This window comes from Dehalococcoidales bacterium (assembly GCA_041652735.1).
Classification (GTDB): domain Bacteria; phylum Chloroflexota; class Dehalococcoidia; order Dehalococcoidales; family RBG-16-60-22; genus RBG-13-51-18.
In genome coordinates this window covers 25,730-48,520 of record JBAZGT010000007.1, presented here as the reverse complement: position 1 = coordinate 48,520, position 22,791 = coordinate 25,730, and the positions used below count along the sequence as shown (strand labels likewise).

At 56.6% G+C, this 22,791-nt stretch carries 25 protein-coding genes; 6 read left to right on the top strand and 19 right to left on the bottom strand.

Annotated features, from left to right (window positions below; all coding sequences use genetic code 11):
• Nucleotides 1–3: 3 nt before the first annotated feature.
• The 4 genes from WC370_04075 (at nt 4) to WC370_04060 (ending at nt 2,973) form a co-directional block, all read left to right on the top strand.
• Nucleotides 4–423 (top strand): hypothetical protein, encoded by a 420-nt coding sequence (locus WC370_04075; protein MFA5308650.1) that lies wholly within the window; start codon nt 4–6, stop codon nt 421–423.
• A gap of 340 nt (nt 424–763) precedes the next feature.
• The gene (locus WC370_04070; GenBank protein ID MFA5308649.1) at nt 764–1,252 is read left to right on the top strand and encodes a hypothetical protein; all 489 of its coding nucleotides are present in this window, start codon (nt 764–766) and stop codon (nt 1,250–1,252) included.
• 82 nt (nt 1,253–1,334) lie between these two features.
• Entirely contained in the window at nt 1,335–2,246 is a 912-nt protein-coding gene (locus WC370_04065; protein ID MFA5308648.1) for a prenyltransferase, read from the top strand.
• Nucleotides 2,247–2,250: 4 nt separating this feature from the next.
• Nucleotides 2,251–2,973: a ubiquinone/menaquinone biosynthesis methyltransferase gene (locus WC370_04060; GenBank protein ID MFA5308647.1), complete on the top strand. Its 723-nt coding sequence runs from the start codon at nt 2,251–2,253 to the stop codon at nt 2,971–2,973.
• Between the two features lie 707 nt (nt 2,974–3,680).
• Here WC370_04060 and WC370_04055 read toward each other — a convergent pair.
• From WC370_04055 to WC370_04030, 6 genes are all read right to left on the bottom strand, one after another.
• The gene (locus tag WC370_04055) at nt 3,681–4,928 is read right to left on the bottom strand and encodes a coproporphyrinogen III oxidase family protein (protein MFA5308646.1); all 1,248 of its coding nucleotides are present in this window, start codon (nt 4,926–4,928) and stop codon (nt 3,681–3,683) included.
• 165 nt (nt 4,929–5,093) lie between these two features.
• On the bottom strand, nt 5,094–5,864 hold the full coding sequence (locus tag WC370_04050) for a Sir2 family NAD-dependent protein deacetylase (protein MFA5308645.1): 771 nt from the start codon (nt 5,862–5,864) through the stop codon (nt 5,094–5,096).
• Nucleotides 5,865–5,896: 32 nt separating this feature from the next.
• The gene (locus tag WC370_04045; protein ID MFA5308644.1) at nt 5,897–6,544 is read right to left on the bottom strand and encodes a thymidylate synthase; all 648 of its coding nucleotides are present in this window, start codon (nt 6,542–6,544) and stop codon (nt 5,897–5,899) included.
• Between the two features lie 37 nt (nt 6,545–6,581).
• Nucleotides 6,582–7,460 carry a radical SAM protein gene (locus WC370_04040; protein MFA5308643.1) on the bottom strand — a complete coding sequence of 293 codons (879 nt, stop codon included), beginning with the start codon at nt 7,458–7,460 and terminating at the stop codon, nt 6,582–6,584.
• Between the two features lie 4 nt (nt 7,461–7,464).
• On the bottom strand, nt 7,465–8,169 hold the full coding sequence (locus WC370_04035; GenBank protein ID MFA5308642.1) for a hypothetical protein: 705 nt from the start codon (nt 8,167–8,169) through the stop codon (nt 7,465–7,467).
• 96 nt (nt 8,170–8,265) lie between these two features.
• On the bottom strand, nt 8,266–8,856 hold the full coding sequence (locus WC370_04030; GenBank protein MFA5308641.1) for a hypothetical protein: 591 nt from the start codon (nt 8,854–8,856) through the stop codon (nt 8,266–8,268).
• Nucleotides 8,857–8,965: 109 nt separating this feature from the next.
• On the opposite strand from WC370_04030, the gene WC370_04025 reads away from it, so the two are divergent.
• Together WC370_04025 and WC370_04020 are read left to right on the top strand one after the other, a co-directional pair.
• Nucleotides 8,966–9,376, top strand: a complete 411-nt coding sequence (locus WC370_04025) for a hypothetical protein (GenBank protein MFA5308640.1) — start codon at nt 8,966–8,968, stop codon at nt 9,374–9,376.
• 120 nt (nt 9,377–9,496) lie between these two features.
• On the top strand, nt 9,497–9,940 hold the full coding sequence (locus tag WC370_04020; protein ID MFA5308639.1) for a flavodoxin family protein: 444 nt from the start codon (nt 9,497–9,499) through the stop codon (nt 9,938–9,940).
• A 162-nt stretch (nt 9,941–10,102) separates the two neighbouring features.
• Here WC370_04020 and WC370_04015 read toward each other — a convergent pair whose 3' ends face one another.
• The 13 genes from WC370_04015 to ilvD form a co-directional block, all read right to left on the bottom strand.
• On the bottom strand, nt 10,103–10,402 hold the full coding sequence (locus WC370_04015; GenBank protein MFA5308638.1) for a DUF4389 domain-containing protein: 300 nt from the start codon (nt 10,400–10,402) through the stop codon (nt 10,103–10,105).
• A gap of 90 nt (nt 10,403–10,492) precedes the next feature.
• Nucleotides 10,493–12,079: a citramalate synthase gene (gene cimA, locus WC370_04010; protein ID MFA5308637.1), complete on the bottom strand. Its 1,587-nt coding sequence runs from the start codon at nt 12,077–12,079 to the stop codon at nt 10,493–10,495.
• A 150-nt stretch (nt 12,080–12,229) separates the two neighbouring features.
• Nucleotides 12,230–13,321, bottom strand: a complete 1,092-nt coding sequence (gene leuB / locus WC370_04005) for a 3-isopropylmalate dehydrogenase (GenBank protein MFA5308636.1) — start codon at nt 13,319–13,321, stop codon at nt 12,230–12,232.
• Between the two features lie 36 nt (nt 13,322–13,357).
• The gene (leuD, locus tag WC370_04000; protein MFA5308635.1) at nt 13,358–13,855 is read right to left on the bottom strand and encodes a 3-isopropylmalate dehydratase small subunit; all 498 of its coding nucleotides are present in this window, start codon (nt 13,853–13,855) and stop codon (nt 13,358–13,360) included.
• Nucleotides 13,856–13,946: 91 nt separating this feature from the next.
• Nucleotides 13,947–14,159 carry a type II toxin-antitoxin system HicB family antitoxin gene (locus tag WC370_03995; protein ID MFA5308634.1) on the bottom strand — a complete coding sequence of 71 codons (213 nt, stop codon included), beginning with the start codon at nt 14,157–14,159 and terminating at the stop codon, nt 13,947–13,949.
• Nucleotides 14,160–14,164: 5 nt separating this feature from the next.
• The gene (locus WC370_03990; GenBank protein ID MFA5308633.1) at nt 14,165–14,353 is read right to left on the bottom strand and encodes a type II toxin-antitoxin system HicA family toxin; all 189 of its coding nucleotides are present in this window, start codon (nt 14,351–14,353) and stop codon (nt 14,165–14,167) included.
• 9 nt (nt 14,354–14,362) lie between these two features.
• Nucleotides 14,363–14,878 carry a GNAT family N-acetyltransferase gene (locus WC370_03985; protein ID MFA5308632.1) on the bottom strand — a complete coding sequence of 172 codons (516 nt, stop codon included), beginning with the start codon at nt 14,876–14,878 and terminating at the stop codon, nt 14,363–14,365.
• A 57-nt stretch (nt 14,879–14,935) separates the two neighbouring features.
• On the bottom strand, nt 14,936–16,192 hold the full coding sequence (leuC, locus tag WC370_03980) for a 3-isopropylmalate dehydratase large subunit (protein MFA5308631.1): 1,257 nt from the start codon (nt 16,190–16,192) through the stop codon (nt 14,936–14,938).
• A gap of 35 nt (nt 16,193–16,227) precedes the next feature.
• Nucleotides 16,228–17,754 carry a 2-isopropylmalate synthase gene (locus WC370_03975; protein ID MFA5308630.1) on the bottom strand — a complete coding sequence of 509 codons (1,527 nt, stop codon included), beginning with the start codon at nt 17,752–17,754 and terminating at the stop codon, nt 16,228–16,230.
• A gap of 415 nt (nt 17,755–18,169) precedes the next feature.
• Complete coding sequence (locus WC370_03970; GenBank protein ID MFA5308629.1) at nt 18,170–18,670, bottom strand: ClbS/DfsB family four-helix bundle protein; 501 nt, start codon at nt 18,668–18,670, stop codon at nt 18,170–18,172.
• Nucleotides 18,671–18,708: 38 nt separating this feature from the next.
• Complete coding sequence (ilvN, locus tag WC370_03965) at nt 18,709–19,251, bottom strand: acetolactate synthase small subunit (protein MFA5308628.1); 543 nt, start codon at nt 19,249–19,251, stop codon at nt 18,709–18,711.
• Nucleotides 19,227–20,936: a biosynthetic-type acetolactate synthase large subunit gene (gene ilvB, locus WC370_03960; GenBank protein ID MFA5308627.1), complete on the bottom strand. Its 1,710-nt coding sequence runs from the start codon at nt 20,934–20,936 to the stop codon at nt 19,227–19,229. The genes ilvN and ilvB overlap by 25 nt, the downstream gene beginning before the upstream one ends.
• 74 nt (nt 20,937–21,010) lie before the next feature.
• Complete coding sequence (gene ilvD, locus WC370_03955; protein ID MFA5308626.1) at nt 21,011–22,663, bottom strand: dihydroxy-acid dehydratase; 1,653 nt, start codon at nt 22,661–22,663, stop codon at nt 21,011–21,013.
• Nucleotides 22,664–22,791: the final 128 nt, after the last annotated feature.

Genomic DNA, 22,791 nt, shown 5'->3' with positions numbered 1-22,791 from the left:
CAAATGATTAAGAACCCCCATAAATCGACCGACGGTTCTCCTGAACCCGAAGAAATACAACCGGCTATCATGACCAAGCCCCTCCCAGTAATTCTCGACGAACTGGAGAATTACATCCGGCGCGTTGAGGATGCGGTTAAACTGGCGCAGGCTGCTGCCCGTGATTCCCGGGAAGCCGCCGACCAGGCCAGAGAAAGCGGTGAGAGAGCCGCTGAAGCCGCCAAGAAAGCCGCCGAGGCCGCGGTAGCCAAGGTCAGAGAAGAGTCTGCCCGCAAAGCCGATGCCCTGAATGACCGTATCAATGAGGTAGTTGAAAACCTTTCCAGTCTGGAAGATAAGGTCAAGCAGGAAGTTATCGCTCTTGATGATGCTTTCGAAGCTTTGAAGGTCCGGCACGTCGAACAATCGCCGTTTTTTAAATAACGGCGACCAGCGCCAGACGGATGGCTAAAGCTAACTTGCGCAGGCCTTTACTCCGGGCACAATAGCGGGTAACCTGTATTTAAAGAAGCACTGTCTTCTTTGACGGTTAAGACTGCTGAAATATTTCCTATCCGTGCTCAGGGTAAGGCCTGCACTTTTTTATCTTTTACCCAGTTGTTATACAATTATCAGCTTGTATAATATCTGTTATCTCTTGTAACACACGTTAATTGATAGGTTTTTATCCTCTATTTGACAGCACTTTATATATCAGATAAATTAATGAGTAAATGAGCGCCACAGTCCAGGATATTTTACCGAATGAGGGGAGAGTTAACCAATGACCAATAACAAATATGACCAGTTCTTCCTGACCGACTTCAAAGAGCCGTCCAATCTGCCGGCGGTAGCCGGGCCGCAGGCCTATTTCCGGGGCGCCCGCCAAATTCCCGGCGCTAACCTCAACATGGGCTGGCAGCTATTCGTGGAGCCGATATACCTGGAAAGAGAACCGCATACCCATGAGGTTGATGAATACCTTATATTCCTCGGCGGTCAGCTACCGGACCTGTTCAGCTCTTTTCAGGCGGAAGTGGATTTCTGCATCGGGGACGAGCAGGAACCACACCTCATCAATAAACCCACTATCATATTTATCCCCAAGGGCATGGTACACTGCCCGCTGAATTTCAGGAAAATCGATAAGCCTATCCTGTTCCACGCCATCCTCCTTTCTCCCCGCTTTACCAAGACGATGAACGGTAAAGAAATGTCCTACGATGGTCCTACCGCGCCCGGCACCAAAGGCCCAGTGCAACTGGACCTCTAGTCAGGGGGATTATCGCCATAAGACGCGGCAGGATGGTATAATATAACTGTCCCTAAAAAAGCCGGTTAAAGCAGCATGTTTTGTGAGTAAATTAAGATTCTGGTTCCTGGAAACACGCCCCCAGTTCCTCATCCTATCCGTGGTGCTGGCTTTCATGGGTACCACCGTGGCCTGGTATGACGGCGAGGTCAACATCTGGCACGCCGTGCTGGCCGGTTTCGGGCTGCTGCTGGCCCACGCCAGTGTCAACATCCTCAACGACTATTTCGATTTCCGCAGCGGCGTCGACCAAGCGGCGATACGCACGCCGTTCAGCGGCGGCAGCGGCATCCTGCCCGCCAACCTGCTCACGCCGCGCCAGGTTCTCTGGCTGGGAATAGGCTGTTTCCTGCTTTCAGTACCCATCGGGGTATATTTTATCGTAGTAAGCGGCTGGCAACTGCTGCCATTGCTGATAATAGCCACTTTTTTTATCGTGCTTTACAGCCCCTTTATCCTCAAGCGCCCCTGGCCGGAGTGGAGCGCCGGCGTCGGCCTTGGAGCTTTGCCGATACTGGGCATGTACTTCGTGCAGACCGGGGCTTATACCGGTGACGCCATCATCGCCTGCGTCCCCTCCGCCCTGCTGGTGCACAACCTGCTATTGCTCAACGAGTTCCCGGACGTGGAAGCGGATAAAATCGCCAGCCGCCGCACCATGCCCATCGCCATCGGGCGGAAAAACGCGGCGACTGTTTATACGGTGGCGGCCTACGCGGTTTACGCCTGGATTATCGCCTGGGTGGCAATCGGCTGGGGCGATATCAACCCCCACATGCCCGCCTGGACGCTGCTGGGGCTGCTGACGCTCCCGCTGACCATACGGGCGACGCGAGGCTCCTTCCATTCCGAAGACCCCGCCCGATTCATGCCGGGCATGGCCGCCAACGTGATGGTGGTGATGGGAACACAGCTTTTAATAGGCATAGGATATATCCTGGCGCACGCCGTTTAAGAAAATGGAAAACCAGAACGCCCCGGAGGCACCCCGCCCGCTGCACGGCATGTTCACCGCCGTACCCCCCCGCTACGACCTTATCAACAGCATTATAACGCTGGGGATGGACAAGCGGTGGCGGCGAAAGGCGGCGCTGGCCTGCCTGGAAGACGGCCCGAAAAGAATCCTCGATATCGGGTGCGGCACCGGCGACCTCTCCATCAATATAGCCAGGCTGGCGGGTAAAGACACGGAAGTAACCGGACTGGACTACTCCCCGCCGATGCTGGCCAAGGCGCGGCAGAAAGCAGAGCAGGCCGGGGTCAAGGTGAGCTTTATCGAGGGGGACGCCACGCACCTGCCCTTCCCCGACGCTTTTTTCGACCGGGTGGGGATATCGTTCGCTTTCCGCAACCTGACCTACAAGAACCCGCTCGGGCCGCCGCACCTGGCCGAGGTACTGAGGGTGCTGAAACCGGGGGGGCGGTATATCGCCGTGGAGTCCAGCCAGCCGGAGAACGCCTTTATCCGGGCGTGTTTCCACCTCTACCTGCGCGCCTACGTGGGGCCGGCGGGGCAACTGCTTTCCGGCAACAAGGGCGCGTACCACTATTTGGCGGAGTCCGCCCGGCACTATCACTCCCCTACGGAAGTGCGGGAGATGCTGCTGGGGGAGGGTTTCCGCGAAGTGCGTTACCAGCCGCTTTTCTTCGGGGCGGCGGGTCTGCACACCGCCTTCAAGTAAGGACTTTTTCCCCACCGGAAACCCTACCGGATTTGTCATTTGTTTTTTTTATTTTTTTTGTTAAGGTGCAAATACGATTTGTACGTAATCATTTGTTTTTTTGTTTATGTTAAATCAGCTACAAAATCCGGGTATTTGTTTTTTAGTTTATGTTAAGAGGGGTAAGGGAGAGTTTAGAGTAAACAGTTGACAGTTAAGAGTTTACAGTTAACAGTTTTTAGTATATAGGGGTTAGTGGAGAAAAGGAAGGGGATGGTGACGCGGAATAGTAAGCTCTAAAGCCTGATATCTAAGCTCTAAATACTAATATCTAAACTCTAAAAAAGCACCAGGGGAGGACTGACCTCACCCCCTGTGTCCCCCTCTCCGTTGACAGAGAGGGGGAGGGAGGAATGGAGTTTGTAATTGGCGGAGGGCTGAGGGGAATTTATGCCTAGTCTTTGGGTGTCTATACCCCGAATAATGAGGCCAGCAGAGGGTGGATTCCAGCCCCCGATTGTCATACGGGGCACGGCTTCGCTGGAATGACATTTTTTTGATGGTCATGGCAGGGCAAGGCTGCGCTGGATCCTTCGACAAGTCCCGATTCCTGCGTCATGTCCCGATTCCCCATGGTCATGCGGGACACCGGATGAGGTACGAATCGGTGCGGGATGGCGACAAAGTCGCTCACTCAGGGTGAGCGGGGGGATAAGGGGGGAGGGAACCTAGACCTGGTGCTCGATGCAGTATTCACGGAGGGTGTTGAGGGCGGCGAAGAAATCGCGCATCATGGCACTGACGGTGTACATGCCTTTTTCCGTGACGCGGAGGGTGCCGTCGCCTTTAACGACGCCGGCCGCCCGGAGAAAAGCCAGCTCCAGACCCAGGCCGCTGCCCTTTTTGAGACCGAAGCGCTGACGCAGGGCAGGCATAGCCACCGTCAGCCCGAAGAGCTTGGTCAGGAGGTAATAGCGCCGGCTCTCTTTTTGAGCGAGACGCCGCCAGCCCACCACCGGCAGTTTACCATCGGCAATCATCTCGTGGTAGCGCTCCAGGGAAAAGGAGTTGATATAGAAATTTCCCGCCATGATACTGACCGAGCCCGACCCGATGCCGATATAGTCGTCCGACTTGATAATATACTCGTCAATGAGGCGTTCGCCGCGGGAAAAGCACCAGGCGGTAGAGGCGGTATAGCCGCCGTGATACAGCTCCCGGAGAACAACATCGTAAAAGCGCTTCTCCCGGGAAAAATCCACCTTATTGAAGCGCCGCTCCATGGCGTCCTTCTTGTGCGGCGAGGCCATCAGGGGATAAAAGGTAGCCTGGTCGAGTCCCAGCTCCTTGAAGGCCGCCACATCGGCTTCAAACTGCGCCACGGTCTGGCCGGGGAAATTAAAGACGAAATCCACATTCAGCGTGGCAAACTTGCCCTGGGCGGCCAGCAGGCGGCTTTTCACTTCGTCCGCCGGGCCGTTGACGCGCCCCATCGTCTTAAGCACTTTTTCATCAAAGCTCTGCACCCCTACCGAGAGCCGGTTAACGCCCATCAATTGCAGCAGCCGGACATTCTCCGCAGTAAGCTCGCGGGGGGTAGTCTCCAGGGAAATCTCCTTAACCGAAAACTCCCGATGCAGCAACGCCACAAAGTCGGCCAGCTCATCCATCATAACGGTGGGCGTGCCGCCGCCGAAATAGATTTCCGAAAACTTAAAGCCCCGCCGGATATACATCTCCAGCTCCTGCTTGAGGTCGGCGAAATAGCGGCGGGCGAGGCTTTCATCAAAGAGATAGCGGTTGAAACAGCAGAACGGGCAGAGCGAGCGGCAGAAGGGAATATGCACGTAGAGAGAACCGCCGTCCTTTTGGCCCAGGCTCCCGGCACGCACCAGGTAGTCCGGGATAGAAGGACGCAAATGACGGAACTTGCGTCCTTCACGGCGGGTAATAAAGCTGACCAACTCCGGTATCAAAATAGCCTCGCGTTCCTGCGGGGTAAAAAACACCCCCAAGAAATCATATCACAGCCAGAACGCTTTGGCGACTTTGGGCGAGGACATGGCGTTCACCAGGGATTCCGGCAGGTCCGGGATATCCGGGGCGGGGGGAAAAGGGGAGGCCCGATAGCTATTACGGCGTCAGGCCTGCTGCTTTGCCTTGACCCGCGCCACGATGGCGGACATGGTCTCCCCGGTCTTTTCCGCGATAATCACATCCGCGTAATTATCGTGGGGTGTTTCCGTAAGGTTAATGATAACGAGCCTGGCGCCATTGCGTTTGGCCAGGAGGGGCATCTGGGCGGCGGGGTAGACCACTAAAGACGAGCCGGCCACCAGGAACAAGTCACAGCCAGCGGAGCTATCCGTGGCGGCCTCGGTCTCCCGCACGGGCAGGGACTGGCCGTAGGCCACGGTGGCCGGCTTGAGGATACCCTTACACTCCCCGCAGCGCGGGACAGCCTCACCGGCCAGCATTTTCTGGTGCGCGTAGTCCCGCGGAAAGCGCTTACCGCAGCTAAGACAGTCCACATAGTGCATGGTGCCGTGAAGCTGGAGCACCTTTTCATCCGGCAGGCCGGCTTTCTGGTGCAGGCCGTCCGTGTTCTGAGTGATAACGCAGTCCAGCTTGCCCATATTATGTAAGCCTGCTACCGCGTAGTGGCCGCTGTTGGGCTTGGCGTCCTTGACGGCTTCCCAAAACAGGCGGTGCACCTGCCAGTATTTTTCCCTGATTTCTTCACTGCGAAGGAAATTGGGGAGGTTCAGCTCGTCAGGGTCAAACTTGCTCCAGACACCCTGAGGGCCGCGGAAATCAGGAATATCCGACTCCGTGCTGAAACCGGCCCCGGTGAAGACCACGATTTTCTCCGAGTTTATGATCATATCCGCCACGGCGTTAATGTTATCCACGATAAATCTCCTCTATGTTAATGTAAAACTCCCTACTCCACCCTGACCACCGCTTTGGCCAGGTCCCAGGCGTACTCGTAAAGGTGCAGGCCTTTACTCATGGCAACGATTTCCCCGTCCTCCACCCCTATTTCCCCGGCCATGTACTCCTTGAGCAGCTGGATAGCCGCCAGGTTGGAAGGAAAGCCGGCCCAGAGGTCCCAGGAACGGAAATACACCACGAAGTTGAGCCTGCCATCCCGCACCCTGGTATCTATCATGCGCAGGCAGGGAGGATCAGGCAAATCAATGGACTTTTCATTCCCCACCGCCATGTAAGCCTGGTTGGTGTTGAAGCCATCCTGTTGATACATCTTGATGACTTCCGCTATCTGCCTTTCCAGGTACTGCCCGTAGGTGTACTGCTCCCCCTCTTTAATGTGGGAGGTCATGAGATAAGGGAGGTAACTCTCGACATAGTCCATGGTGCTGGGCGGGGGAACGCCCGGCGGCACGTCCGGCACGAGCGGCCTGGTGGCGGGAAACTCGATCTGCACGACCGCCAAGTCCATCTCCTTACGGCGCTGCCCCGCATAGCTTCCGCGGTCGATTTTGTACTCGCGGCCATCCTGGAGGGTGCGGCAAAGACAGAGGAACCAGGCCTCGGAAAGGTCACGGGCCTTGATGACGGTAATATCCATAATCGGTCTTCCTTTCCGCGATTCCCCGGAGCCGGAGCTAAAGCGCGCGCAGGTGCTCCGGCTTGAGACGGGCGCTATCGCCGCTGATGATGACACTATCCAGGATTTTAAGTATATCCGTTTTCTGCTCCGGCAGGCGCACCCGCAGCGGCAGGTAATTGGAGGCGTGGTTGGCGGTAAAAAAACAATCGGTAAAAGTCGAGTTTTCAATAATGAGCTTGAGCTCCACCAGCGACTGCAAGGGCGATATCAGGGCAAAGTCGCCGCGGCGCATGTCTTCATAAAGGGGGGCGCCGGGCACCAGCATCAGGGTAAGGGCGGCGGCATAATGGGGGTCGATAGCGGTCAGCAATTGGCCGGTGGCGATGGCATGACGCTCACTTCCCGCCACACCGCCCAGCCCCAGGATAACGGTAACGGAGGTGGTTATACCCGCCTGCTTCAAGCGGCGTCCGGCCTCGATTATCTGTTCCGGCGTGGCGCCCTTTTTCACCTTTTGCAGTACTTCCGCGTCACCGCTTTCCGCGCCGAGATAGGCGATATCCAGTCCCAGGGCTTTCAGCTCCTTAAGCTCCGCCAGGCTTTTTTGCAGGGTGGATAAAGGGGCGGCATAGGTACCGACCCGCTCAAGGTTGGGCAGTTTTTCTTTTAAATACTTGAGGACGGCAACGAGCAAAGGCTGCGGGGCGGCGATGGCATCGCCGTTTTCCAGAAAGACGCGTCGCACACCGGGATCATAGCGCCGGGCGACGATATCAATATGCTCCTTGATATCCGTGATATCACGGAGACGGAAAGCGACGTCTTTAAAGGTGGAGCAGAAAGTACAGGTATTATGGGAGCAGCCGATGGTCACCGGCAGAAGGAAGCTATCGGCCTCCGAGGGGGGGCGGACCACCACGATATTGTCCTTCACCGGTCTATTTCCCTCCCCGGACGAGGGCGAAAAAGCGGTCCTGGTACTCCTCGAAGGCGCCCCAGCGGTTAAGCTCCCGCTCCAAATCAAAAGTCTTGATCTCCCCGCGGTAAGCCTGCTGGAACATCTCCTCGATGACCTGCCTGGCCCCCACCGGGATACCGCCGTGACTCATGCCTAAAAGCCCGCGCGAGCCCATCTGCGCCAGGTTGCTCTGCACGGAGCGGCTGGTGATTTCATAGATAAACTTGAGCAGGGAAACGTCCCAGAGGTCGTCCTGGCCCTTGATAATCGCCGCCAGGGGGTCGCCTTTCTTATCAATCTCGTCGTTGAGCTTTTCCACCACCACCGGCCAGGCATCAGACACGATATTGAGTCCCTGGGGCTCGTTTTTATAGGTATAGAAAAGGCCGGGGGCATTGGGGCCGTGCATGAGCATCAGCTTTTCCAGGTACTGGCGGGCGTCATAGCTGAACCCCTCCAGGTGGGTGAGGTAATAAGGGGTGACGATGCGGGGCCTTTCCGCGATGACCCGGCCCTCCCGGATGACCGTTTCATTGGTGTCATGGGATATCTCCGAGTAGGTAGGCTCGGTGACCAGGTAGTAGAAGACATTGGTAATGCCGAAGGTAGCCAGGTGCTGCCGGGGGTGCCTGACTATCTCCGTGTGGCGGGCGGCGTATTCAATGCGTTCACTTTCAATGTCCATGATGGTGCTCTAGGCTATTCTTTATTTTGCCGCCCCGATTCGCGAAGGAGGAAAGAAGTTATCGGGGCTTCCTCAGAGTGACACGCCCATTAAAACCTAGCGGATAACGGACAGCTCCTTTTTATACTCGTCTAAAAGGCTCACGTACTGGGCTTCCATCTGCGCCTGCATACGCTGCCACTCTTCCTGGAACTGGGGCTGCTTTTCCACGTCTATTTTCATGCGGGAGTTAACGCCGGTCTGCTGGCGGATGGCCTGCTGTACCTTGACCTCGAACTCGCTCTTGAGGGCATCGTAAGCCTGTTTCTTCTGCTTATCACCCTCCTGCGTATAATGGTCGAGCACATGCCGTATGCGGCTGAACACATTTTCCACCGCCGATTTATCGCTCTTTATAGCCTTGAGGCCGTCCATGGCTTTCTTATTGATTTTGCGGGCGTTCTCATTACGGGGCAGACTGATATTGCGCAGCAGGATATCATTGACGCCGGCGGCAATAACCGGCCGGGCCTTATCATCAAACTTCTTGATTTCAGCGGCGAGACTGGTGTCCTCCTTGAGATACAGCGCCGCCAGCTTTTCACCCTCCGGGCCGTATTTCCACTTAAGGCGCTCCTGTGCCGTGGGCTCGCCTATTTTTTCCAGCTTCTCCCTGGCTATCTCCGCGGCGCTCTTGATAATACCCATGCAGACCTCCGGCAGATATATTTCAGCTTCATAATTATTATACTATATCTTGACAATGACGCGCTCAAGATGTATAAGTATTATTTAAGGTCTCCACAGGAGGCGTGAAATGACCACAACGGGCAAAACGGCCACGGAAAAAGCGGCGCGCCTGCGGCTGGCAGGCATCATCACCGGGCTGGCCGGGCTGGCGGGCATGATAACCTGGGGCCTTTACATGTACGAGGGCGGCCCCAGCCTGATAGCCCTCATCCCGCTGGACATCTTTTATGTACCTTTCGCCGTGGGGATAGCCATCGGCTGGAAAGAGCCATTCTGGGGCGGCGCGGCGCTCATCATACTGGCGCTTTTATACAGCGCCGGCACCATCGGCACGCACCTGACCATCATTACCTCCCAACCCCTGATGGAGCAACTGGCCTACCCCCTGCAGATGACGGCAGCGTGCTTCCTGCCGCAGCTAATCAGCGGGGTGCTGTTTATCCTGGCCGGAACCGCACGCCGGCAGAAAGCGGCCTAAACACCGCGTTTTCCCCTCCCATTAAGTATTTGAAACACAAAGTTAAGCACTTCAACGCTTGTTCCCACCGCCTTTTTAGAGTACACTGGGTAACATAATATACCGCTGGAGGTGTCTCTGATGAAAGCACTGATAATTTATGATTCCCTCTACGGCAACACGGAAAAGATAGCTAAAGCAATCGGCGAAGGGCTGGGAGAAGAAGCTAAAGTCATCAAGGTGAGCGAGGCCAAAGCCGCCGACATCGCTCCTTATTTCTACATCATCATCGGCTCACCCACCCAGCGCGGCAGACCCACCGCCGCGATGAAGACTTTCCTGGACAGTCTGCCGGACGACGTATTCAAAGGCAAACGGCTGGCGGCTTTCGATACCCGCGCCAAGAGCTTCATTGTCAAGCTGTTAGGCTGGGCCGGCACGCGCATCGAGGCGGCGGTAAGGGCCAAATACGGCAACATTATCGCGCCGCCGAAGGGCTTTTTCGTGCAGGGGACACAGGGGCCGCTGGCGGAGGGGGAAGAAAAGCGCGCCGCCGAATGGGGGAAGCACCTGGCTACGAGGTAGGGGCGGATAGAGGGGCGACGGTAAAAAAGGAACGTATTCTCCACTACGCTATGAATGACACGCCGGCATGGCGGAAAGTCATAGAGCAGATTCCAGCCCCCGATTGTCATACGGGGCACGGCTATGCTGGAATGACAGGGGGAATAAATATACCCTAAACGTCTATTCCTGTCCGCTGAACGGCGGGTATTCTTCTCTCTGGAACATCAGATAAGCCGTCACATTGTTGGTCCAGCGCGCATACCTTACCGTAAAATCAAACATCCCCCTGGGATACTTGCCGGTGAAGAGAATGGCCCAGAAAGCGATGAACTGCACCACGGCCACGCCTATCCCGAAAAACCAGAGAGCGATACCGTGGGGAATACCGACATACAGCCAGCCGAAGAATACCTTGAGGAGCAGCGTGCCGCGGGAGAGCTTTTCAGGATAGTCCACCTTGAAAGTTACCGGATAGCTCATCTCAAATCACCTCCACGTTTTATGTTAAGGTGATTGTAAGCCCGATACCGGGAAATGTCAAGGGCAGGCCCGATGGCGAGCGGCGGGGAATTACTTCTTCTGTTTCACCAGCCAGTATTCCAGCCCGTCCGCCAGCGCCAGCCAGCTGGCCTCGATGAGGTTGGTGGAACCGCCGACGGTGTGCCAGACATCAACGCCGTCGCTGGACTCTATGAGCACGCGCACCTGGCTTTCCGTGCCGGTGCTCTCTTCCAGAATGCGCACCTTATAGTCCACCAGCCTGACCTGCTTGAGGCCGGGATAGAACTGCAACAAAGCCTTGCGCAGGGCCAGGTCCAGAGCGTTTACCGGGCCATCACCTTCCGCGGCGGTGTGGATTATCTCCCCGCCCACCTTTACCTTAACCATAGCTTCCGAGAGCATGCCTTCCGCGGTCTGGCGGGTGGCAGTGCGGCGGCGGCTTTCCACCACCACCATAAAGTCCACCAGCTCAAAGAGCGGCTTATAGTCCGGCCGGGCACGGTAAAGCAGCAGCTCGAAGGAGGCCTCCGCGTTATCGTACTGGAAGCCGCGACTCTCCAACTGCTTAACTTTCTCTAAAAGCTCTTTGACTTCTTTACCCGCATTGGAGAGGTCGATGCCCAGCTCCCTGGCTTTCTTCACGATATTGTCCTTGCCGGACTGGTCGGAGACCACGGTGCGCTGTTTATTGCCCACTTTAGCGGGGTCGATGTGCTGATAGGCGTCCGGCCATTTAGTGACACCATCCATGTGATAGCCGGCCTTGTGGCTGAAAGCGCTGGTTCCGACGTAAGGGGCAAAAGGGTTGGGGGTAACATTAGCCAGCTCGCTGATATAATGGGACACCTCAGTCAGTGTGGCCAGCTGCTTATCACTGATACAGTCGATGCCCATCTTGAGCTTAAGCGCCGGGATGATAGAACAGAGGTCGGCGTTGCCGCAGCGCTCACCGAGGCCGTTAATGGTACCCTGCACCTGCACGGCCCCGGCCACCACGGCGGCCAGCGAGTTGGCGACGGCCAGGCCGTTATCGTTATGGCAGTGGATGCCCAAAGGCACACCGGTCACCTTGGCCGCCGCCTTGACAGCTTTGGTCACCTCTGCCGGGAGGGCGCCGCCGTTGGTATCACAAAGCACCAGGCAGGCCACGCCGGCTTTAGCGGCGGCCTCCAGTGTTTGCAGCGTGTAGTCAGGGTTGTGCTTGAAGCCGTCGAAGTAGTGCTCCACGTCCCAGAAAACGGTAATACCCTTAGAGCGCAGATAGAGAATGGAGTCCGTAATCATGTTCAGATTTTCTTCCAGGGTGGTCCGTAGGACATTGATAACGTGCAGGTCCGACCCCTTGCCGACGATGGTGGCGAATTTGGCGCCGGACCGCACCAGCACCGAGAGAAAATTGTCTTCTTCCGGCTTTACGCCGGCGCGGCGGGTGGAGCCGAAAGCGGCGATTTTGGCATGCTTCAGCTTAAGCCCAGGGAGGCGCTCGTAGAACTCGGCGTCTTTAGGATTGGAGCCCGGCCAACCGCCTTCAATATAGTGAATGCCCAGCTCGTCCAGCTTGCGGGTAATATGCAACTTGTCCACGACGGAGAAAGAAATCCCCTCGCTCTGGGCGCCGTCCCTCAAGGTGGTATCGTATAGTTCAACTTTTGTCATTGCTTAATCCCCCACCGTAAATCCTAAGCTCTAAACCCCTGCCCATCCCCACTGGCAAGGCAATGATTATTTACTTCAAAATCCCTCTCTTATCCCCTTCCGATTTCATCGGAATCTTCGACTTTTTCAAAGGGGGAAGATGATTTTCTTTTACCCCACCCTCTCCACAATCACATCGCCCATTTCCTTCGTACCCACTTTAGTGTTGCCCGCGCTCATTATATCATAAGTGCGGTAGCCGTCCTCCAAAGCCTTCAGCACGGCCTTCTCCACCGCGTCCGCCTCTTTATCCAGGGCGAAGGAGTAGCGCAGCATCATGGCGGCGCTCAGGATAGTGGCGATGGGGTTGATATCGTTCAGGCCGGTATGGCGCGGGGCGCTGCCGTGAATCGGCTCGTACAGGCCGAAGATTCTAACGCCGGTCTGGGGCACGCCCGCCAGGCTGGCCGAGGGCAGCATCCCCATCGAGCCGGCCAGCATCGAGGCCTCGTCCGTGAGAATATCGCCGAAGGTGTTTTCGGTAACGAGCACGTCCAGGTAGCGGGGGTTCTGGATGAGGCGCATCGAGCAGGCATCCACCAGCATGTGCTCCAGCGCCACGTCCGGGTAATCCTTGGACACCTCCACAGCGACCTGCCGCCACAAACGGGACGACTCCAGCACGTTGGCTTTATCCACCGAGATAAGCTTCTTCTGGCGGCGGCGGGCCAGCTCAAAGCCCACCCGGACAATACGCTCGATTTCCTTGTCCGAATACAGCATGGAGTCCACGCCCCAGCGGACGCCCTTTTCCTCCCAGCGCGTCTTGGGCGCGCCGAAGTACAGGCCGCCGGTCAGCTCGCGGATAAAGATGAAGTCCACGCCCTTGACCACCTCCGGTTTGAGGTTGGTGCCATCCACCAGCATGGGGAAAAGCTTGACGGGCCGCAGGTTGGCGAAAAGCCCCAAAGCCTTGCGCATCTCCAGCAGGCCGTCCTCCGGGCGCACCTTAGCCAGGGGGTCGTCCCACTTGGGGCCGCCCACCGCGCCCAGTAAAACGGCGTCCGCTTTCCTGCAGAGGGCCAGTGTCTCCTGAGATACCGCCTTGCCTTCCGCGTCTATAGCGGCGCCGCCCACCAGCCGGTGGTTGAGATTAAAGGTATGCTTATATTTTTTACCGACGGCCCGGAGCACCTTGATAGATTCATTAATGATTTCCGGGCCGACGCCGTCACCCGCCGTAACCACGATGTTAAAGTCCACTGATCTCCTCCTGTTATGTTAACTTACAGATTAAAGCTATTTACGGGCTAATCTCTCTTTAGTGTAGTCGATAAGGCCGCCGGCGGCGATAAGCTGCGACATAAACGCCGGGTACGGTTTGGCGATAAACACCTTGCCGTTAGTGAGATTCTTGATTTTGCCTTTTTCCAGGTCCACTTCCAGGACATCACCGGCGGATGTATTTTCCACCGCCTCAGCGCATTCCAGCAGCGGCAGGCCGATGTTGATGGCGTTGCGGAAGAAGATGCGGGCGAAGCTGGCGGCGATAACGCAGGAAACGCCCGAGGCCTTGATAGCGATGGGCGCGTGCTCCCGCGAAGAACCGCAGCCGAAGTTGGTGGCGGCCACGATAATGTCGCCGGGCTTTACCTTTTTAACAAAATCCAGGTCGATGTCCTCCATGCAGTGTTCGGCCAACAGGGCCGGCTCGGACACGTTAAGGTAGCGGGCGGGGATAATAGCGTCCGTATCCACGTTGGCGCCGTATTTAAAGACCTTGCCTTTCAGTTTCATGGTTGGCTCCTTTAAAAGTTTACAGTTATCAGTTGTTAGTACCCCACCCCACCCCGCCTGGATTCCAGCATGCGCTGGAATGACAACAGCGTTATTTAATTTCTACATACTCCGTGAAAGAAACCGCCTCCGGCAATGGTAAGCCGTCTTCCTTCAATCCTTCTATATGCAAAGTGATAGCTCCCTTAATATTCTTTTCCGTCTCTTTGCGGGTCTTGCCAGTAGCGATGCAGCCCGGTAAATCCGGTGAATAAGCCGAATAGTTATTTTTGGCTTTTTCATAGATAACCAGATATTTGTGCATGATGACTACTCCTTAAGCTTTGCCTGCTTGAGAATGCTATTCAATGTACCCAGGGCTAAATCATGGTTTAAATTACCCGCTATTGTCACCCTGCCCGGTTTGGCGGGATGTTTGTACTGACGATGACTGCCATGGGTAACTACCAGATACCAGCCGTCCTCTTCAATCATCTTTATGATAACACGGACTTTCATGATACGCTTCTAGTATTCCAGCTTCTGGCCCAGGATTTCCACCCCGGATTTCCAGGTTCGGCCGTGTTCCGGAGACAGGTCCTGGAAAAGCTCCACGCCGCCGACGAGGTTGAAACCCAGCGACACGTATAGCTTAAAGGCTTCTTCATTGCGCAGCTCCGGTTTCACGGTGATGAACCGGAAACCCAGCGCTTTAGCCTCGTCTTTAACGTATTCCACGAGCTTTGAGCCGATGCCCTTGCCGCGGTAAGCGGCGGACACCACCAGCGGCTCGATTTCCACCACGCCTTCCTCCTCCTGGTTTTCCAGCAGACCGGTAAAGCCGACTACCCGCCCATCAACTTCCACCACCCAGGCGCCGCGCCGGCTGCTCAAGGCCAGGTACTTATCAAGCCCCCGTCCCGGGTCTTCACCGGCGATAGAGGGGTCTTCATATACTTCCGCGTGCCGCCGGGCCAGCTCACCATTAAGCGAGCGGCAGGCCGAATAGTCGGACGCGCGGTACTCACGGATTACTACCTGCATAGTTTTTACCAAAATCCCCCTCTTATCCCCCTTTTTCAAAGGGGGAGGATGATTGTGTTATTTCATCACCTCATCAGGGTGGGTGATCTTTCCGGTAACGGCGCTGGCGGCGGCCACGGCGGGGTTAGCCAGATAGACCTCGCTCTTAGTGCTACCCATACGCCCCACGAAGTTGCGGTTGGTGGTGGATATACAGCGCTCCCCGGCGGCCAGGACACCCATATGACCGCCCAGACAGGGCCCGCAGGTGGGCGTGCTGAAAGCCGCCCCGGCTTTAACGAATATCTCGATAAGACCTTCCTTTAAAGCTTCCAGGTACACCTGCTGCGTGCCGGGGATAACGATACAGCGCACCCTGGGGTTAACCTGATGGTTTTTCAATATCCCGGCGGCCAGGCGCAGGTCCTCAATGCGGCCGTTGGTGCAGCTGCCAATAACCGACTGGTCGATAGTCACGTCCTTTACCGCGCTGACCGGTTTAGCGTTGGCCGGCGAATGCGGCAGGGAGACCTGCGGCTCTATTTTGGAGACGTCCCAATCGTAAACTTTTTCGTAGGCGGCGTCAGCATCGGAATCATAAATCCGGTACTTGCGGTTCGCCCGGTTCTTGACGTAAGCCGCCGTCTTGTCATCCACATAGAACAGACCGGCCTTGCCGCCGGCCTCGATAGCCATGTTGGCCATGGTGAAACGCCCGTCCATGGAAAGCGAATCGATAGCCTCGCCGGTGAACTCCATGGCGGCATACAGCGCGCCGTCCACCCCGATCTGCCCGATGGTATAGAGGATGAGGTCTTTGCCCCCTACCCATTTACCCAAAGCGCCGCGATAGACGAACTTGATAGCGGGCGGCACCTTCATCCAGATATCGCCGGTAGCCATAGCGGCGGCAACATCCGTCGAACCCATCCCCGTGGCGAAAGCGCCTACCGCGCCATAGGTGCAGGTATGGGAGTCCGCCCCGATAACCACATCCCCCGGCAGCACCAGGCCCTGCTCCGGCAGGAGCACGTGCTCGATGCCCATTTCCCCCACGTCATAGAACCTGATACCCTGCTCCAGGCAGAACTCCCGCATCTGCTTGGCCTGCTCCGCCGAGGGGATATCCTTGTTCGGCACAAAGTGGTCGGCTACCATGACGATTTTGGACGGGTCAAAAACTTTAGCCACGCCCAGCCGCCGGAACTCCCGGATGGCGATGGGGGCGGTGATATCGTTGGAAAGGACCATGTCAACCCGGGCATTGATGAACTCGCCGGGGGCAACCTCTTTTTTACCCGCGTGGGCGGCCAGTATTTTTTCTGCTATATTCAAGGTCTTACTCCTGCTATTAATTTGTTACGAAAATCTTAGCCTGTTGCGGCTTTCCCGGCAGAGAGCAGGCGGTTCAAAGCGTTGAGATATGCCTTGGCGCTGGAAACAATGATATCCGTATCCGCGCCGCGCCCGGTATAGGTGATGCCTTCGCTTTCTATCCTTATCAGCACCTCGCCGATAGCGTCGATACCCTCGGTGACCGACTTCACGGTGAACTCGGTCAGGGTGTTAGGCTCCTCCACGCAGAGGTTGATAGCCTTGTAAACGGCGTCCACCGGGCCGGTGCCCAGGGAAGCGCCCTCGATATATTCGTTGGTGCTGGAACGGAAAAGCCGGATACCGGCCATGGGCAGACCCTGATCGCCGCAGGTCACCTGAACGCGCTCAAGGTGGTACTCCTCGGACACGGTGCGGCGCTCCTCGGCCACCAGCGACTCTATATCGCGGTCAGTGATATCTTTTTTCTTGTCCGCCAGCTCCTTGAAAGAGGCGAAAGCCTTGGCCAGGTCTTCATCGGTCAAGGTGTAGCCCAGCTCCGAGAGGCGCTCCTTGAAAGCGTGGCGGCCGCTGGTCTTGCCCAGCACCAGGCTGCTGGAAGGGACGCCAACCGATTTGGGGTCCATGATTTCATAGGTGGACGATTTTTTAATCATGCCGTCCACGTGCAGGCCGGAGGAGTGGCGGAAAGCGTTACCCCCCACGATAGCCTTGTTGGGCTGGACGGGAAAGCCGGTCAGGTCGCTGACCAGACGGCTGGTGCGGTAGATTTGCTGCGTATCAACCTTAGTTTCCAGATTAAAAAAGTCCGCGCGCGTCTTTACCGCCATAACGATTTCTTCCAAAGCGGCGTTGCCCGCCCGCTCCCCGATACCGTTGATGGTGCCCTCCACCTGGCGGGCGCCGTGCTTGATGGCCTCCAGGCTGTTAGCCACCGCCAGACCGAGGTCATTATGGCAGTGGATACTGACTACGGCTTTGTTTACGTTGGGCACGTTTTGAAACACGCCGTCGATTAGCCCGCCGAACTGCGCGGGCATGGCATAGCCGACCGTGTCCGGGACGTTGACCGTGGTGGCCCCAACGTCGATAACAGCTTTCAACAGCTTGTAGATAAACTCCGGTTCAGTACGGGAAGCATCCATAGCGGAAAACTCGATGTTATCCGTGTACTTGCGGGCGTGCGCCACCGCATCGCAGGACATCTGGAGTATCTGCTCGCGGCTCTTCTTGAGCTGGTAGAACAGGTGGATATCCGAAGATGACAGGACGATGTGGATGCGCGGGTTGGCGGCACCTTTAATCGCTTCCCAGCTCGCGTCGACAGCGTTGAGGTTGGCGTGCATCAGGGCGCAGACGGATACGCCGCGCACTTCCTGAGAAATAAGCCTGACCGCCTCAAAATCACCGGGAGAAGTGACCGGGAAACCGGCCTCGATAACGTCAACGCCCAGCTTTTCCAGCTGACGCGCTATTTCCAGCTTTTCCGGTACATTGAGGGAACCACCCGCCGCCTGCTCCCCGTCCCGCAACGTGGTATCAAAAATAATAACCCTGTCCATTAAGTGTTCCTCCTTGGAGAATTTTCTAGAGACAAACGCCGATACCCCTCTCCTATCTCAGGGAGGGGCTAATAAGGATGAGGCTAATTCTCACCAGGTTGGAACAAATATTATTCGACATGGCTATACGGGAACATTATATATGATTTTTACGATATTGTCCATAAGGGGTGCTACCGATGTTTAAGTAACAAGTAACAAGGGGCAAGTGACAAGGGAGACTAAATGCCCCGAAATATAGCTTAAGCATCAGGTGGATTCCAGCCCACGATTGTCATACGGGGCACGGCTGCGCTGGAATGATGTCACTCTATATATTAAAATACCCGATAATCGAGCAAGACGAATTACCTGGATCCCGGTTTGCACCGGGATGGTTAGGGGGATAAGGGGGAAGAGAAAAGAAAATTACGGGCTATTTGCCGTATTGTTTTCTGATAGTTTCCAGCGCGGGAAAGTGCTCCGTGTAGTGGCGGCTGGAATTGACCACGATGTACTGCGCTAAAGTGTCTTTATCCGTCCAGTCAAACTTGCCGGGGGTGAACATATCCCCTTCCGGGACTTCCTCAACCATTTTCAGGATTTCCCGATATGAGGCAAGGAAGTCCTTTTGGACTTCGGCCAGAGTACGGTCACGGTTGCGCGCGAAGATTTCCCGGTTAAGGCCATCGATAAGGCCGGGGGTCTGCCAGTCCGGCATTTGCTGTTTAATACCTTTGAGTCCGGCGCGGTACCAGCCCAGCAGCGATTGCTCCCAGGCGGTGATATGGGCCATGATGTCTTTAGCCGACCATGCCCCCGGTTTGTCCCGGGCGGTCATCTCCGCTTCCGTCAGTCCGGCGAAAAGCGCGGCCAGCCGCTCACGCTCCCGGCGGATGTCTTTGAGGAGTCCATCTTTAGTGGTCGGCCATGACATTTTAGTGACCTTACCGTTCAATTTGGAGTCGTGAAATATTATGCTGCCGGTTTTTTGGCGCGGCTTTTGGCCGGTTTTTCATCCGGCATGGCGCCGATGTTGCCGCGCACCATGGCGATGCGGCCGGTACGAGCAATCTCCTTAACGCCGAAGCCATTGAGCAGCTTGAGCATGGACTCGATTTTATCCTCGTCGCCGGTGATTTCAATGGTCAGGGAGTCCGAGGCCACGTCCACGATATTGGCGCGGAAGATATCCGCAATCTCAATGATTTCACTGCGCGTGGCGGAACCGGCCTTCACCTTGACCAGCGCCAGCTCGCGGCCGATGAGCTTTTCGCCGGTGATATCAAAGACCTTGGCGACATCGATAAGCTTATCGAGCTGCTTCCTGACCTGCTCCACGGTGGCCGTCGTCCCGTTAACGACGATAGTCACGCGGGAGAGATGGGCGACTTCACTGTGCCCGACGGCGATACTATCGATATTGAACCCGCGCCTACGGAAAAGGCTAACCATGCGGTTAAGGACACCGGGTTTATCCTGGACAATAGCGACTAGAGTGTGCTTCGTCGTGGCCATGAGGTCACCTCTTTCTTCGGCTCTTCGATAAACTCGATATTGGAAGCCCCGGGCGGCACCATCGGGAAAACATTCTCTTCCGGCTCCACCATGAAGTTAATCAGGAACGGCCCGTCATGCGCCGCCGCCTGTTCGATAGCGGGCTGGACCTCCTCACGGCGGGTCACCGTGACGCCGGGGATGCAGTAAGCTTCAGCGACTTTCACAAAATCCGGGCAGGAGAGCGGGGTGGCCACATAGTTCTTTTTATAGAACAGGTCCTGCCACTGGCGCACCATGCCCAGGTAGCCGTTATTCATGATGGCTATTTTAACGGCGATATTGTCCTGCACCAGAGTGGCCAGCTCCTGGATGTTCATCTGGAAGCTGCCGTCACCGTCCACCAGCCAGACCGCTTTTTCCGGGCGGCCTATTTTAGCGCCCATAGCGGCCGGCAGGCCAAAGCCCATCGTGCCCAGACCGCCGGAGGAAATAAAGCTATCCGGGTGGTGGAAAATATAGTGCTGGGCGGTCCACATCTGGTGCTGGCCCACGCCGGTCACCACGACAGCGTCACCGCCGGTGGCCTCATAAAGCTCGCGGATGATGTACTGCGGCAGCAGACCGGAACTCGCCCGAACGTCCGTCAGCGGGTGCTGCTGGCGCCACTCGTCAAGCTGACGAATCCAGTCCACGTGCGCATTGGTTTCCAGCAGCTTGTGCAGAGCGCGGAGCACCGCTTTCACATCGCCCACTATCGGCACGTCAACGCTAACGTTTTTACCGATTTCCGCGGGGTCCATGTCAATATGGATGATTTTGGCCCTGGGGGCAAAGCCGCTTATCTTGCCGGTCACCCTATCGTCAAAGCGCATGCCGATGGCGATGAGCAGGTCAGTCTCATCCAAAGCCTTATTGGCATAACCCATGCCGTGCATCCCAGGCATGCCGTAGCTCAGAATGTGGTGCTCCGGGAAACAGCCGATGCCCAGCAGAGTGGTAATCACCGGTATCTGGCTGGTCTCCGCCATCTGTTTCAGCTCATCGCTGGCACCGGAGATAATAACGCCCCGTCCGGCGATAATGAGGGGACGTTTGGCTTCATTAATCAGTTTGGCGGCGTTTTTAAGCTGGGTGGGATGCCCGCTGGTGGGAATCTTGTAGCCGGGCAGCGATACGCGGTCCGGGTAGCTGAACTCCGCCATTTCCTGCATCACGTCTTTAGGAATATCAATAAGCACCGGCCCCGGGCGCCCGGTCCGGGCGATGTAAAAAGCCTCTTTAATGATTCTGGCCAGGGAGGCGGTATCCATAGCCACATAGCTATGCTTGGTGATGGGCAGGGTGATACCGGTAATATCTATTTCCTGAAAAGAGTCCTTGCCGATTTGCGCCCTGACCACCTGGCCCGTGAAGGCAACCATCGGCACCGAGTCCAGGTAAGCGTTGGCGATGCCGGTCACCAGATTGGTGGCACCGGGGCCGGAGGTGGCCATGCAAACGCCCACTTTACCGGTGGCGCGGGCATAGCCGTCCGCGGCGTGCGCAGCCGCCTGCTCGTGGCGGACGAGGATGTGGCGGATGCGGGGGTACTGTGGCAGGGTATCATAAAACGGCAGTAAAACGCCGCCGGGGAAACCGAACATGACGTCCACGCCCTCGGCGATTAAGCTTTCACATATTATCTGGGCACCTGTTTTTTTCATATAAGCTCCGATTCTATTGGCAAACTACGATTCACGCTATCATTCCAAGCCGACAGCGCAGCAGCTAGTTTAATTTACTCGAACACCGCGCCGGTGCTGGCCGAGGTAACTTTCTCCGTATAGCGGGCGAGGTAGCCGGACTTTATCCTGGGCTGGAACGCGGGCAGCCTGGCTAAACGGTCGGCGATTTCCTTATCAGAAAGCTCCACTTCCAGCTTGTAGCCGGGGATATCGATATTAATCATATCCCCTTCCCTGACGGCGGCGATGGGGCCTTTGGCCGCCGCTTCCGGGGAAACATGCCCGATGGAAGCGCCGCGGGTGGCCCCGGAAAAGCGCCCGTCCGTAATCAGCGCCACGTCTTTTTCCAGGCCGCTGCCGGTGATGAGGGAGGTGGGCGTGAGCATCTCACGCATACCGGGCCCGCCCCTGGGGCCTTCATAGCGGATGACCAGCACGTCACCCGGTTTTATCTTTTTGGCCATGATGGCTTTGGTGGCTTCTTCCTCCGAGTCAAACACCCGGGCGGGGCCGCGATGGACCATCATCTCCGGGGCGACGGCGGCTTTCTTGACAGCCGCGCCCTGCGGCGCCAGGTTGCCGAAAAGTATCACCAGCCCGCCGGTGGCGGAGTGGGCGGTCTTGATGGAATGGATTACCTCACCGTCCAGCGTCTTGACCCCGGCGATGTTCTCCCCGATAGTCCGGCCGGTAACGGTGGCGGCCTTAAGTCTTAAAAGCTCTTTAAGCTCGCCCATGACCGCGGGAATGCCGCCGGCCAGGTCCAGGTTCTCGATGTGGTGGGGGCCGGAGGGGCGCAGCTTACAGAGATACGGCGTTTTGCGGCCAATTTCATTAACGGTAGCCAGGTCAAACCTGACGCCGGCCTCATGAGCGATAGCCATCAGGTGCAGCACCGAGTTGCTGCTGCCGCCCAGCGCCATATCGACGGTAAAGGCGTTATAGATAGCGTCGGCGTTAATAATGCTTTTGGGCCGGATATCCCGAGACAGCAGTTGCATAACCTGAACGCCGGCCTGCCGCGCCAGAGCGCGGCGCTTGGCACTGACGGCGGGGATAGTGCCGTTGCCCGGCAGACCCATACCCAGCACCTCGGTCAGGCAGTTCATAGTGTTGGCGGTAAACATGCCGGCGCAGCTGCCGCAGCCGGGGCAGGCCTGAAGCTCCAGCGCGGTTATTTCCGCCTCGGTCATTTTACCGGCGGCAAACGCGCCCACCGCCTCAAACACGTGGTTAAGGTCCAGCTTCTTACCGTTCAAATCGCCGGCCAGCATGGGGCCGCCGCTAACGAAGATGGACGGAATATTCAACCTCAGCGCCGCCATCAACATGCCGGGGACGATTTTATCACAGTTAGGGATAAACACCAGGGCATCGAAAGCGTGAGCTTCCGCCATGATTTCTATGGAGTCGGCGATAAGCTCGCGGCTGGGCAGGCTGTATTTCATGCCGGCGTGGTTCATGGCCAGGCCATCGCACACGGCAATCGTATTAAACTCAAAGGGAACGCCGCCGGCCGACCTTACGCCTTCCTTGACCTCTGCACCGATTTCCCGCAGGTGTTTGTGCCCGGGGACAACATCGGTGAAGCTATTAACAATGCCGATGAACGGCTTATCCATTTCTTCCCGCGTGCAGCCCAGCGCATAAAGCAGCGACCGGTGCGGGGCCCTTTCCACTCCCTTTTTAACAGCATCGCTTTTCATGTTAAGCCTCTCCAAAAACCCCTTATAATCCCCCTTTACGAAAGGGGGAAACGCAACGGGGAAGTCTCTTTTCAACCTTTTTCAGGTTCCACCAAAAAAATAACCGTCCCTAAAGACGGACCGGAAAT